Source organism: Raineyella antarctica (genome assembly GCF_900092135.1).
GTDB classification, from domain to species: Bacteria; Actinomycetota; Actinomycetes; order Propionibacteriales; family Propionibacteriaceae; genus Raineyella; species Raineyella antarctica.
In genome coordinates this window covers 1-13,304 of the sequence record NZ_FMYF01000020.1, presented here as the reverse complement: position 1 = coordinate 13,304, position 13,304 = coordinate 1, and the positions used below count along the sequence as shown (strand labels likewise).

The 13,304-nt window shown below is 65.0% G+C and carries 10 protein-coding genes and 2 pseudogenes; 4 read left to right on the top strand and 8 right to left on the bottom strand.

Translation table 11 applies throughout. From position 1 onward, the window contains the following. The 8 genes and pseudogenes from GA0111570_RS16980 to GA0111570_RS16945 all read right to left on the bottom strand — a co-directional run. Positions 1–180: pseudogene (locus GA0111570_RS16980) on the bottom strand (IS21 family transposase); the annotation flags it as partial. A 96-nt stretch (positions 181–276) separates the two neighbouring features. Next, positions 277–1,098 carry a nucleotidyltransferase domain-containing protein gene (locus tag GA0111570_RS16975; protein ID WP_092613849.1) on the bottom strand — a complete coding sequence of 274 codons (822 nt, stop codon included), beginning with the start codon at positions 1,096–1,098 and terminating at the stop codon, positions 277–279. Positions 1,099–1,234: 136 nt separating this feature from the next. Further along, a complete protein-coding gene (locus tag GA0111570_RS16970) occupies positions 1,235–2,473 on the bottom strand; it encodes a hypothetical protein (protein ID WP_092613846.1) in 1,239 nt (412 codons plus the stop codon). Between the two features lie 112 nt (positions 2,474–2,585). Continuing rightward, positions 2,586–5,627 (bottom strand): type I restriction endonuclease subunit R, encoded by a 3,042-nt coding sequence (locus GA0111570_RS16965; protein ID WP_092613845.1) that lies wholly within the window; start codon positions 5,625–5,627, stop codon positions 2,586–2,588. Continuing rightward, positions 5,624–6,706, bottom strand: a complete 1,083-nt coding sequence (locus GA0111570_RS16960) for a restriction endonuclease (RefSeq protein WP_217634247.1) — start codon at positions 6,704–6,706, stop codon at positions 5,624–5,626. The genes GA0111570_RS16965 and GA0111570_RS16960 overlap by 4 nt, the downstream gene beginning before the upstream one ends. After that, positions 6,703–7,905, bottom strand: a complete 1,203-nt coding sequence (locus tag GA0111570_RS16955) for a restriction endonuclease subunit S (RefSeq protein WP_092613844.1) — start codon at positions 7,903–7,905, stop codon at positions 6,703–6,705. The genes GA0111570_RS16960 and GA0111570_RS16955 overlap by 4 nt, the downstream gene beginning before the upstream one ends. Then, positions 7,898–9,409, bottom strand: coding sequence for a type I restriction-modification system subunit M (locus GA0111570_RS16950; protein WP_092613843.1), 1,512 nt, complete (start codon positions 9,407–9,409; stop codon positions 7,898–7,900). The genes GA0111570_RS16955 and GA0111570_RS16950 overlap by 8 nt, the downstream gene beginning before the upstream one ends. Before the next feature lie 305 nt (positions 9,410–9,714). After that, positions 9,715–10,416 (bottom strand): membrane lipoprotein lipid attachment site-containing protein, encoded by a 702-nt coding sequence (locus GA0111570_RS16945; protein ID WP_139283310.1) that lies wholly within the window; start codon positions 10,414–10,416, stop codon positions 9,715–9,717. A 475-nt stretch (positions 10,417–10,891) separates the two neighbouring features. On the opposite strand from GA0111570_RS16945, the gene GA0111570_RS17480 reads away from it, so the two are divergent. The 4 genes and pseudogenes from GA0111570_RS17480 to GA0111570_RS16930 all read left to right on the top strand — a co-directional run. Further along, positions 10,892–11,245, top strand: a complete 354-nt coding sequence (locus tag GA0111570_RS17480; RefSeq protein WP_139283309.1) for a hypothetical protein — start codon at positions 10,892–10,894, stop codon at positions 11,243–11,245. A 63-nt stretch (positions 11,246–11,308) separates the two neighbouring features. After that, a complete protein-coding gene (locus tag GA0111570_RS16940; RefSeq protein ID WP_092613847.1) occupies positions 11,309–12,622 on the top strand; it encodes an ISL3 family transposase in 1,314 nt (437 codons plus the stop codon). A gap of 18 nt (positions 12,623–12,640) precedes the next feature. Beyond that, positions 12,641–13,105 (top strand): annotated as a pseudogene (locus tag GA0111570_RS18460) (toll/interleukin-1 receptor domain-containing protein); the annotation flags it as partial. A gap of 10 nt (positions 13,106–13,115) precedes the next feature. Beyond that, on the top strand, positions 13,116–13,304 hold a 189-nt coding region (locus GA0111570_RS16930; protein WP_139283308.1), incomplete at its 3' end, for a transposase family protein.

Here is a 13,304-nt window from a genome sequence, read left to right as displayed (position 1 = left end):
ATACACCTCGCCCTCCGGGCGGTCGGCGACCGCCTCCCAACCGACACCGGCCGCATCAGCAGCCTCCAGCACCGCCGTGACGCTCTTGCGCGACATCGCCTGCGATGCCGCGATCGCGCGCCCGGACAAGCCCTCGGCGCGCAACTGCAACACCAGCTTCGCTCTGATCTTCCGTACCATGAACACCCACTCCTTCCGCCGCGCGCCCTATACACACGGCGGAAGGAGCCTAAACAGGGTGGCCCCCAAGCACGCCACACCCGGCCCCCAAGCCCGCTACCGCCGAATCAGCCCGCCGGCCCCCGACCACACGACAGACGGACCCCAGTGAAGCGAATATTCACCAGTGATGCCCAATGCCATGAACGCCATTGAGAGTACGTCGCTGGGATGCCTCCACTCATTGACGATGGTGGCCTCGAGAGACCCATGCTCACTCGGCGGGAACTCTCCAATGATTCCGCGTAGTCGGGAAAGACATACCTCGTAGTCCGTGACTGTCGGCTCATCTGACTGCCGCGAGGCCAAGAGGTCGGACAGTTGCGGGTCGCTGTGCCGGACGGCGAGCTCGCGCACGGAGAAGGAGGGGCCACCTGCTGCAATCGCCTGTGCATACAGGCAGCTGCGCAACAGGTAGCGGGCCTGTCGCACGAGCCCGGGGAGATACTTGGGCAGGTCCCGCTCCGGAGTTGTGAAGAGCTGGGACATGGTCAGTGCGCGGGCAAGGAGGCGGTCGGTATCGACCTCGCCCATATCCGCGACTTCTCTGCTCAGATGTCCGTGATCATCCCAGATGACCTTGCCATCGCGCTTGAGATGGAATCCAAACAGTGTGCCGACGCCCGTTGAGAGCTGCTCGCTGGTGTAGTAGCTGACGTTCACGTCGCCGGAGTGCGTGCTGGGCCTGGGAACGGCAACAAGAGCTAGCAGGTCCACGTCCGAACCAGGTACCGCGTCACCGCGAGCCTGGCTTCCATAGACCAGCATTCCCTCGACGTCTGCGGGGAGGTCCGGGAAGTCCTTCAGGACGCTGGGTGACACCCCCATCCCCACTAGAGCGCCGACCACGTCGTCACGAATCACGTTTCTCCACATCATCTGGGCCGTCGTAGTCCGGCCGCTCTCTGACAGCCCCGCAGAGGAAGGCTGCACTTGAGGCTGCGTAGTTCTTCCAAGGTCGGGTCCATCAGCGCATCTGGGTCTTGGACTGTTCGAGCTTCGCCCGGCCCGGAGATCACTGGCTCGTCTCTGTCGCGTCGGGGACAGGCTGCGGAGTACGCATTGGATCTGAGTTCTTCGTCTTCCGCTCCGCGAGGCGATCGAGCAGATCCAGCGTCGAAAGCAAGGTCCAGAAGAAGTAGTCAAGGAACTCCTCTCCATAATCCGCTTGCTGGAATTGGTTCATGTGGCGCAGGTCGAATCCGTTGATGATCTGGAAGAGGGAACTCTCGTCCCTGCGTCCCAACATCGTCTTTGCTTCTTCGCGCCGGTTCTCTAGTACGTCGGCGAGGGAGCGGACAGCTTCGCGTCGGCTCTCACGGGTTGGGTGCCGGGAACGTTGCGAGGCTATGGAGTGTTCGATTCGTGTGCGTTCTTGATCGTCGCGGGCGGCGGCTGCGACGCGGTGGGGGAGGTTGGCCCGTTCGTCGGGGACGACTCTGATCAGGAGTCCTCGGTCCTCGCCCTCGGCCGATAAGCGCAGGTTGGTGGTGGATCGAGCTAAGAGTTGGTTGGTTCGCCAGAGGTACACGCGTTGTCCGGCCCGCTGGTCGTATTCGCCGTAGTCCCACTCATCGCAGAAGTCGTGCCAGTAGCTCTTCCGAGGACGCTGTACAAGGTCGAAGAAGACCTCGATGAGGTCGAAGAGCTCATCGTCTGGCAGCGCCCGCCACCACGCTGGGCCGAGGTCGTGGCTGGGCCACACGGCCTTCTTGCCGGTGCGCTGCTGGATCGCTGATTCGCCGTCAGCGATCCGGTCCCCCCGATAGTCGCAGCAGTTCGGCCCCGTGGCCTGGTCGAGGTAGCCGATTTTCTCCAGCTCACACAGCAGGGACATGAAGGCCTCACGCAGACCCTGCTCACTGAGGGGTTCGACCTCCGGCTCGACGTGTCGTCGTTTGGACCAGTAGCGCTTCGGGGCGAACGTAGGGATGTTCCCCTCCTGCACCCGTCGCACGGTCTCCTCGAGGAGGCTCTTGGAGGGGGGCACACGCTGAGAGCGCATGCCGTTGATCTCGGTTGAGTTCCACGGATCGTCGAAGGGTGTCCCGGGTTGCCACCGGCCGCGATATGCCGAGGTTCCGCAGACTTCACCGACGAGACCTTCCCCGGTGCCCTCGGCGAACGCCTCGCAGAACAGCAGCTTCACGGCGTTGGTGTCTCCTGCGTAGCCGCTGCGGAGCAGGTCCTCGGCCTCGGCTGTGAAGAGCTCCGCTGGCCACTGCAGGCGCAGGTCCTCGATCTCGATGGTCATACGCGAACGCTACTTGTCGACTGGTGCGGAGCCCACCCAGGACGATGACAGCTCAAGCCGGTCGGCCAGGAACCGCCGTCGAAAATCTCTGACCTCGACAGTTGAGCGGCAATCAGTAGTGTTCTGCGATGTAGTCGTAGGCGCGTTCGAAGAGTCCGTCGACGGTGTGGAGTTCGTATTTGCGTAGGACGACGCGGACGCCGCGGCGGACGGCGCGGTCGGCTTTTTGGGCGTTGAGCCAGTCTCGGTCGCCGGCGGTGATCTGGCTGACCAGGGCGTCGATATCGGTCACGACCCGTTCGATCATGGTCGGGGTCTCGGGTGGGGCGTATTCGCGGAAGATCTGGGTCAGGGCGCCGATGTTGGGGTTGGGCAGCAGGTCCAGGCCGGTACGGCCCTGCTCGTCCTCGGCCTTTTCGGCGGCGGTGAGGTCCTTGGCGACGGTGAACAGCTCGCGCAGCCACTCGATCGAGTTCTCCGCGGCGGTCAGGGTCCGCATCCGCAGGCTGTCGAGGCGTTCGGCCAGGGAGCGGTAGATGATGTGGTCGCCGTTGGGCCCGGCGATCCGCTTCTTGAGGCGGTTGGCGATGGTGTCGATGACCTCATCGGCGCTCTTGTGCTCGACGTCGGTGATGTCTGGCAGCAGCCCTTCCTCGGCCAGGCGGCGGATGGTGTCGGTGTCGGCGATCACGACGGTGGGTCGGGTCGCGTCGACGGTGACTTCGCCCATGTGGGCGTGGACCAGCTCCAGGGTTTTCGCGCCGACCCGGATCCACACGATTTCGTCGTCGCGTGAGGAGGGCTGCAGGGAGGCGTAGACCTTGGCGAGGAACCGGTAGGGGTCCTTGTGCGCCAGCAGCCGGGTGTGGGGGGCGACGGCTTCCCAGATGCCTTCCAGCATGTTGAACTCGGCGGCGAAGTCGTCCAGGTCGCTGGTGGGGACGCGTTGCTGGGCCTGGAGCAGGGTGGTGGCGCCGACGTGGGTGACGTCGAGGCCGGCGAAGCGGCGCATCGCGAGCTTCAGGCCGTTCTCGAAGATGTCGATCAGCCCGTCGACCTCGATGCTGCGCTGTTCCTGGTCGGGGTTGGCCGGGGCCATCGCGCGGGCGAACCCGTCGCCCAGGCCGACGTAGTCCACGACCAGGCCGTAGCGCTTCTCCTGGCCGGTCTGCGGGTTCTTCCAGGTCCGGTTGGTGCGGGTGATGGTCTGGAACAGGGTGTGTTTCTTCAGCGGCTTGTCCAGGTACATGACGCCCTCGATCGGGGCGTTGAAGCCGGTGCCCAGCTTGGCGGTGACGATCAGGAACTTCAGCGGGTCCCCGAACGTGCGGAACCGCTTCAGCAGATCCCCCTCCTGAGTGTCGGTCAGCCCGTAGTCGTCCCAGTCCTTGTCGTCGTCCTTGCCCCCGACCAGGGTCATCACGACCGCGGCCTCGTCCAGCGGCTCACCGGCGGTGTAGCGGGCCTGGAGGAGGCGGGTGAGTTCGCGGTGGTAGTCCACGCAGGCGGCCCTGTCGTAGACGACGATCTGGGCCTTCATGCCCAGCGGGTCGAGCGTGGAGTAGAAGTGCTCCACGATGTCGGCGCACACCGCCCGGATGCGGGCGGGGTTGGAGAAGAAGGTGCCGACCCGCGAGGCGCGCCGGCTGACGATGTCGGCTTCCTCCTCGGACAGGTTCTCCTCGGCGGCGAGCTGCTCGAACGCCTCGTCGAGCTTGTCCTTGTCGAGCTGGAAGCGCACCAGTCGCGGGGCGACGTGGATCGGGACGACGACGCCGTCGGCGATCGCCTGGTCGGAGGTGTAGGTGTGCAGGGCCTTGCCCGGGTCGTCGGGGTCACCGAACGTGGCGAAGGTGTTGCGGTCCAGCTCGGCCAGCGGGGTGCCGGAGAACGCGAAGAACAGGGCGTTCGGCAGCGCGGCGCGCATCGTCAGGCCCAGGCCGCCTTCCTGGGTGCGGTGGGCCTCATCGACCAGGACCACGATGTTGCGCCGGGTGTTCAGGTCGGCGGGGGCGCCGGCGAACTTGTGGACGGTGGAGAAGATCAGGCCCCGCTGGTCGGTGCCGCCGTGCTCCTTGTCGCCCAGCTTGGCGCGCAGGTCGGCGGCGTTGGGCGGGGTGAGGAGGCGCGGCATGCCGGTGGTGCGGAACTGGTCCCACATCTGGTTGACCAGCTGCACCCGGTCGGCGATCAGCACGATCGTCGGGTTCTCCAGGGCTGGGTCGCGCAGGATCTTCGCGGCGGCGAAGACCATCGCCAGCGTCTTGCCGGTGCCCTGGGTGTGGTAGATCAGGCCACGGCGCTTGAGGCCGTCGTGGGCGCGGGCGGCCATCAGCTGGACCGCGTCGTACTGCATGTAGCGGGCGATCAGCTTCTTCAGCCCGCCACCGAGATTGTCCTGGGGCTCCTCATACAGCGTGAAGTCATCCAGCAGCGACAGCACGGTGGCCGGCGCGAGCAGGCTGGCCACCGACTCCAGGACGTCGGTGAGCTTGGGCGCGGTCCGGGCCGGGCCCCACAGCTCCCAGAAGTCCAGCGGCGCCCCCGTCGTACCGTAGGCGAGCTCCTTGCCCTCGGTGGCCACGTTGAACACGTTCGGGACGAAGAACGCCGGCCAGCCCGGCTGGTAGTGGTCAGCGACCTCGCGGGCGCCCTTGAGCCAGGAGATCTTGCGATCCACGGCGGTCTTGCACTCGATCACGACCAGCGGGATCCCGTTGACGTAGAGCACGATGTCGAAGCGGGCCTTGCGCCCGATCGTGCCGTAGGTGACCTCATCGGCCACGACCAGCCGGTTGTTGGTCGGGTGCTCCAGGTCGATCAGCCGGACCGGGCTATGCCGTGGCAGGCCGGCGAACTTGTGGGTCCGCAGCCCCCGCAGCCAGGCGGCCATGGCACGGTTCGTTTCGACCAGCCCGTCGTCCTCGACCGCCAACGTCAGGGCCCGCAGCTCCTTCATGACCTCACCGGCCCGGCCCGGCTCCTCATCGATCAGCGGGTTCAGCCGGCGCAGGCCCGCGACCAGATCGGACTCGAGGAACACCTGCTCGATCTCCCGGCCCAGCTGCTCACCGGGCACGTGGGTCCAGCCCAGCTCGACCAGCCGGTCCACGATCGGCTGCTGCACCGAATGGCGCTCATCCAGGCCGCTCACGCCGTCTCCTCATCCAGCACCCAGGCCTGCTTGAGCGGGATCTTCCCCTGGGTGTCGCGGGGCAGCCGGTCGTAGGTGGCGAACAGCCGGTCGAGGACCTCTTCGGCATCCCAGACGCGGAAGAACGTGCGGTCGCGCTCGAACTCCTTGCGGGCCGCGTTCGTCACCCCGCCCCACGCGACCAGCAGGGCCTGGTCGGAGTTGTGCTGGGTCCGGGCACTGTGCAGGCCACGGACCACCGGCGCCCCCACAGGTCCCGGCTCGGACTTGACCTCCACGATCAGGGTCGGTGAGTCCAGGCCCAGCGGCCCGCGGCCGGCGAGGATGTCCACCCCGCCGTCCGGGCCAGCGGGCGAGACCTCGCACGAGAACCCGAGAGCCTCCAGAATGTCGGCGACCAGACGGGTCAGCTTGTGCCCGGAGAAGTTCTCCACCAGGTGCGTTCTGATCCGGTCCCGGATCGCCTCCAAGGTCGGAACCGTCTCCGGGTCCCTCACGTCCCCGGGGCCATCGTCACCGGAGGTAGGTGACGAGGCGGCGGGATGGTTGACCGATGCGATGGAGGAGCCGTACGAGCCGTTGCCCGGGTCCTCGGACGTCAACCAGACCTGTTCGAGACGGGCGGCCGCGTTGTTGCGGGTCGGGTTGAACACCGTCCCGATGCTGTTCAGCGAGTTCAGCAGATCGTCCTTGATCGCCGACTTCGCCACCGGATCAGACTTCCACTCGACAGGGAGCTGCTTGCGGCGCGACGCATTGGTCTCCTGCGCGTCATACCGGAACGGTCCGGTGCAGCGGCCCAGATACAGGTAGCCCGGCCGCAGCTTCGAGGGCATCACCACCAGATCACCCGGCTTGATGGAGGCACGGAACGCCCACACTTGGCCCGTGGTGTTTGCCCGCCTGGCACCCGGGTCCTCCGGGTAGGCCGCATCGACGATCGCCCGAACGTCCTCCCGCCTCTGGCAGGAAGTGACGTCCCCCACCATCTGAAAGCTGATCGTGGCCACCTGGTTCTCGAGGTTGAACTGCTCGTGCTCACCCTGACTGCCGGCACGCACCACCCACGCGTTCGTCACGATGCCTCCTCCAACAACTCGTCGTACGACTCAGGAATCTCATGCTCACCCGACAACAAGGCCGTCAGCAGGTTGGAGCGGAGGGCATGAAGATTGGAGACCGTCGATTCTTGCTCCATCGCCACATCATCGAAGGCCAAGATGGGCGCGACATAGGCACACTGCGCAGAAGCGTCCGGGACAGGGATGCGGAGGGCCGAGAAGTTGGTCTTGTTGATCTTCTGCATGGACTGGCTCGTCCCCGTGGCGGAAGCAGTAATCCGGGCCCTCATCGTGGGCGAGGACAGCAGTTGCGCCAGGTAGTCCCGGCTGACCATAGACTCGTCGACAACGAGCCGCCAGATCAGGTCAGGGATGTAGGTCCTGTCTGGAACGCCACGGGCAACCGCCACGTAGCCGACGCGTTCGGGCGTGTTCGAGCGAGTGATGAGCAGGTCACCCTCCCGCAGCAGAGCCTTCGCTGGTAACTGAGCCGGACCGACATCCTTCACCGCTGCGGGGCGGAAGCGACCTGGACGTACCGCCGCCAAACTGAGTACCTGAACGGGAGCACCGTCGCCGACGACTGGCTTGGTACTTGTCCCAGAGTCGATGCCGAACAGGACGGAGCCGATCGGGAGCGAATCGCCCCCAGGGATCACTTCGCGAAGCCTCTCCTGCGTCTGCGCTGTGCGAGCCAGCGACTCCTCGGCAGCTGCGATGGTGTTGTCGAGTGCACCGATCAGGTCCACGATGCGCCACTGCTCGTGCAAGGGAGGGAGGGGGATCGTCAGGGCAGAGAACACCTTCCACGGAAGGCTTCTCCGCCGGTTGATGCTTCCTTGCTGAACGTCCCCGTATAGCGCGAGCATCCTAGGACTGCGAAGGACTAGTTCACAGAAGTAGGGGAGGGCTTTCGCCGACTTGAGTCGCATGGTCGTGTACATCGGACTGACGACGCCGGCGACGCCAAGGCGGTTCCGGGCGATCGAGCCTTCATCGATGTGGATGGTCGAGTAGGCCCAGTCGTTGGGTTCGAGCACCTTGTAGCCGTCCAGCTTCGCGGACGCGATCCGCTTGTCGAAATACTCGCTCGCCCGGACGACCCCGTCGTACTTAGTGACCGAGAAGACCTCCGGTTCCTCGGCTCGTAGGCCGAGTCGCTGGTTAGTGGTCTCGAAAAGGTCTCCGAGAGCGACTTCGTCCCATCCGTCACGCATTGAAGCCGGCCGCCTTCAACTTCTCGTCCAAAACCCGCTCCGCGGCCCGCAATGTCTCGCGTGAATCCAGGTAGGCAGCGAGGGCAGCCTCGACGTCCACCTCGGCATCAGCTTGGGTCTGCAGGTAGCGACCGATGTTGAGGTCGTAGCCGTGGCCGGCGATCTCGGCCATGTCGACCAAACGGAGGTTCAGCCCGCCTTCGCCGTCGATATCCTCGCCCTTGGCGTAGGCGGCGTGGATGACCTCGATGTCCGCATCGTCCATCGTGTTCTGGTTCCTGCCCGGCTTGAAGCGTGCCGAGGCATCGACGAACAACACCTTGCCCTGACGTTCCGCCCTCTTGGTCTTGCGCCAGATCAACAGGCAGACGGGGATGGATGTTGAGTAGAACAGGTTGTTCGGCAGGCCGATGACGGCCTCCAGCAGGTCCTTCTCCAGCAGGCAGCGGCGGATGTCGCCTTCCTTGCCGCCGCGGAACAGGACGCCGTGAGGCATGACCACGCCGACCCGGCCGGTGTCGTCCTTGGCGGAAGCGATCATGTGCTGGATCCAGGCGTAGTCGCCGTTCTTGGCGGGCGGGACCGCGCAGACCACCCGGCCGTACGGGTCGTGGGTCCAGGCGGCTGCACCCCAGTTCTGCAGGGAGAACGGCGGATTCGCGATGACCACGTCGAACTTCTGCAGCTTGCCGCGGTCGAGGAACTTCGGCTCGCGGAACGAGTCACCGCGCTTGATGTCGAAGTCCTCCAGACCATGGAGGTACAGGTTCATCTTCGCGATCGCAGACGTGGTCAGGTTCACCTCCTGGCCGTGGAGGCGCAGGCTGTCGGGGTTGCCGCCTGCCGCACGGACCTCGTTCACCGTCTCGACCAGCATGCCGCCCGACCCGCACGCCGGGTCGACGATCGACTCGCCCGGCCGGGGATCCAGGATCTTCACCAGCAGGTGCACGACGTGGCGGGGGGTGAAGAACTCACCGGCCTTCTTGCCGGATGCCTCGGCGAACTCCCGCAGCAGGTACTCATAAGCGGCACCGAGAAGGTCGCCGTTCACGTGGTCGGGGTCCAAGGTCAGGCCGTGAAACGCGTCCAGCAGGGCCGCGAGTGCGGTCTCGGGTAGGCGTTCGGGGTTGGCCCAGTTCACGTCGCCGAAGACGCCGACCAGGTCGCGGTTCGACTCCTCGATGCGCCCCAGCGCGAGGGCGACCTTGTTGCCCAGGTTGAACGTGGTGCCGTGCACGTCGGCCCAGTGGCAGCCCTTGGGGACGACGAACGGCTGGTAGTCGCTGTACTCGATGTCGTCGGTGAGTTCGTCGCCCCACTCGGCGAGGGCCTGCGCGTGCTTGTAGTCCCAGTTGTCGGAGATCCACTTGAAGAACATGATCGGGAAGACGTAGGCCTTGAAGTCGCCCGGATCGACCGGCCCGCGCAACGCGTTCGCGGCGGCCCACAAGGTCGACTCCAACTCACGCTGGGTCAGGCGTACGGGGATTTCCAGTGTCATGTGTGCGTGCTCTCTGGGATGCGGCGGTGGGATCCAAGCCCCACGGGCCAACTTATCTGCGGGGGTACAGACCTTGGAGGCGGTCCTGCCGTCAGGGATACTGCACCCCTCAGGCGTGTCTGGCTGGTCTGGCTGGTCTAGCTGGCTAGCGTGTTTGGCTGTTCTAGCTTGGTGCTTCGTGGCGGGGGTCGACGAGTCTGACTCGCCGGACCGTCAGTTTTCGGTGCGGGTCTCGCCGTGCGTCGCTGTCTTGGCGAAGGGGGCCGTCGTGCTCAGCACCGGCGTCGTCGTGCGGCGCCAGATCCTCAGAGCTCTCCGACAGGCATGGCTTCGACCTGCTCGAACCCACCGTTCGGCATCACCCACACGTGCGCAGGGTTGGCCGGGATCTCCTTGAAGAAGAGGGTCTTCTTCCCCTTCGCACCGGGGTTGAGGTAGAACTCATTGCCGCTGTTGGACAGCTCGACACCCTCGTTGTAGACAGTCGTGTCGCCCCCCTCGTAGTTCTTGCCGGAGTACATCCAGCCCTTGTCATCGGAGAGACCCACCGAGTCGTACGCCTTGCCTTCTGAGTCCAGAAGTTGCAGACCGTACATGTTCACGGTCCCTTGGCCCTGACGGTTGTCGACCGCCACCGTGACGCACTTGTAGGGAGTAAATCCGTCCAACTTGTTCACTGTGTAGGACTTCTTGAGGTGGGCATTCGCCTTCTTGCAGTAGTCCGACTCCTCCGACGGGAGGCGGAAGACGCCCACGGCTCCCTGGGCCGAGATGAAGCCCCACTTGGTCCCGGAGCCTGACGTGTCGAGGCCGGCGGGGATCAGGTCGGCGGGCATGACCGACGGGGGAACGTCCATCTCCATCGGTGTCTCGGACGGGGTGTTCGCTGCTGGTGACGCCGTGGCCACCGCAGGTGACTCGGCGGGAGTGGAGGACGGCGTGCTGCAGCCAGTCAGGGTAAGTAGGGCGGACAGTCCGCACAGGGGGGCGATGATGATCTTCTTCACCCCCGCACCGTATCTCTCCCTGAGAGCTTTCTCAGGAATAGCGGTATTGCGTTCCCCCTCTTCTTCATAACCAGACGCTGAACCTTGAAGCTGATCACCTGACTTTGCCCCCGCCACGTAGGACCTCAACTCGGTGCGGATCTCGGCATCCAAGTCAAGTATGTCCTTCAGTGAGCGGGGCGCGCGGTCGAGCTTGGCGACGACGAGCTGGTCACCCTCGCGAAAGGTGGCCCACTTCGGTCACTCGTCGGGACAGGCCCGGGCGAGCAGGCAGAGGCCGGGGCCCGAGCGTAGGTCAAGGGATTGCCTGGGCCGGCTCAGTTCTCAGCTTGGCCAGCGCATCGCAGCGTCATTTCTGTCCTGGGCTCTCGGCGGAGGGGCCGGGAGTGTCGACGTGGTATCGGGATGTGAGTGTTGCTTCGCGGCTCTGGTCCACATTCTCGTGGCAGCCTCTCGGCACCCGTAGAGTTGCACCATGGCGATGTCACATGCGGAGCGGTTCAGACTCAAAAGCCAGCTTGTCGACCAGCTCAGCACTGCAGACTGGACGTGGCAAAAGACTAATCTCTTACTGGGTGAGTTCAATATCGACCTGTTGGGCGATGATCAATATGGCCCGGACCTGAACGATGTTCTTGCGAAGGTTGGAGATCCGATTCTGGTTGAGCTTTATTCGGTGGTGTTCGAGATTGAGGAGTCGGAAGTCACTGAAGCCATTGAGTCGGCAGACACTGCCAGTAATTGGCGGCCTGGATTCACTCGTGTATTTCTGGCTCTTCACAATCCAGGGTGTAGGTGCTGGGCGGGGGTGAGCTGGACGAGGGCATGAAGGAGGGCCCTGGAGTTGGAAGATGGAGGTTCCTACGCCGTCATCGCCAAGCCCAAGGCCCGTATGTCCCAGCTTACGTCACCCCTGTCGTCGCCCTGCCTGGACGAGTTCTGCCGCCTGGATCGTCTCGGCCTGACCGTGGTCGGCCAGCAGGTCGCGCCCGACCACACCGTGCTGACCTGCCGTGTGCTGCAAGCCGGTGACCGGTGTCCGGGCTGTGGTGGCGCCGGGATCGCCAAGGACATGGTGACGCGCCAGCTGGCGCATGTCCCGTTCGGGTGGTGGCCGACGATCCTGGCGGTGCGGGTGCGCCGTTACCGCTGCCCGTCGTGTGAGCGGGTCTGGCGCCAGGACATGCGCCCAGCCGCGCCCTCACGCTCCAAACTGAGCCGGGATGCGATCACCTGGGCGCTGAAATCGCTGGTGATCGACCGGATGTCGGTCACCCGGATCGCCCAGGCCCTCGGGGTGGCGTGGAACACCGCCAACACCGCGATCCTGGCCGCCGGACGGGCGCTGCTGATCAACGACCCGACCCGCCTGGACGGGGTGGAGGTCATCGGGGTCGACGAACACGTATGGCGCCACACCCGCCACGGCGACAAGTACGTCACCGTCATCATCGACCTCACCCCCGTCAAGGAGGGACGAGGACCGGCCAGGCTGCTCGACATGGTCGAGGGACGCTCCAAGAAGGTCTTCAAGGACTGGCTGGCCGACCAGAGCCCAGCCTTCCGTGACCGGGTCGGGGTGGTGGCGATGGACGGATTCACCGGCTTCAAGAGCGCCGCGGTCGAAGAACTACCCGAGGCGACCGAGGTGATGGATCCGTTCCATGTCGTCGCACTGGCCGCAGATAAGCTGGACCAGACCCGCCAGCGGGTCCAGCAGGCCACGCGCGGCCACCGGGGCCGTTGCGGTGATCCGCTCTACGGGATCCGCCGGGCCTTGCGGACCAGCACCGGCCTGCTCACCGACAAGCAACGCGCCCGGATCAGCGCGGTGTTCGCCGATGACGCCCACGTCGAGGTCGAGGCCACCTGGGCCGTCTACCAGCGGATCATCGCGGCCTACCGCCAGCCCTCACGAGCCGAGGGCAAGCAGCAGATGGCCGCGCTGATCGAAGCGATCTCGACCGGGGTCCCCAAGGTCCTGGGCGAGGTGATCACGCTGGGACGGACCCTGAAACGCCGCCGCGACGACATCCTGGCGTTCTTCGACCACCCCGGCACCAGCAACGGACCCACCGAGGCCATCAACGGCCGCCTCGAACACCTGCGCGGCACCGCGCTGGGCTTCCGGAACCTGACCCACTACATCGCCCGAGCACTCCTGGACGCCGGCGGATTCAGACCCCGACTCCACTCTCTTTTGTGAAGAGCCGTATTTCTTTCCCACTCAGCCCAACATAAGAAGTTTGTAAGCGATGTTGCTCAAGAGCTTGCAACGTTAGGTGTTCACGGCTTCGTGGCACACGAAACCATGGAGGTCACCAAGCCGTGGCAGGAGCAGATTGAGAATGCTCTGCGCACCATGGATGCATTCGTCGCAATCAACCATGCTGCGTTCAACGAGAGTGCATGGTGCCTTCAAGAGATGGGTTGGGCGCTCGGTCGACATGTTCCGCACTTCGTGGTGAGGATAGGCGCAGATCCTTTGGGGTTCGTCAGCCGAAGTCAATGGCCGAGTCTCAACCAACCGCAAGAAGTGGCGGAGGCCATTTACAGGCTGTTCGTAGTTGAGTGTGGTGGGTCGTTGACGCAAGGGCTCGTGGCCTTGCGCTGGGATGGGTGTTGCGAGACATCCGCCCAGAGAACAAGGACCACGAGCTGTGATCGAGCCTACGTGCTCGCAGCATGATGCTGCGAGCGTGATCTTCAACCTGCCCGACTACCACGTCATCGACGCGATCGACCTGCCCCTGGGCGGGAGACGGGTCGTCGTTCGGGCTGACACCATCGCCGATGCCTGCCCCGACTGCGGGGTCGTGTCCCAGCGGGTCCACGCCTGGTCCCGCCAACGGGTCCGTGACGTCGGGCATGCCGGCGCTCTGGAGGTC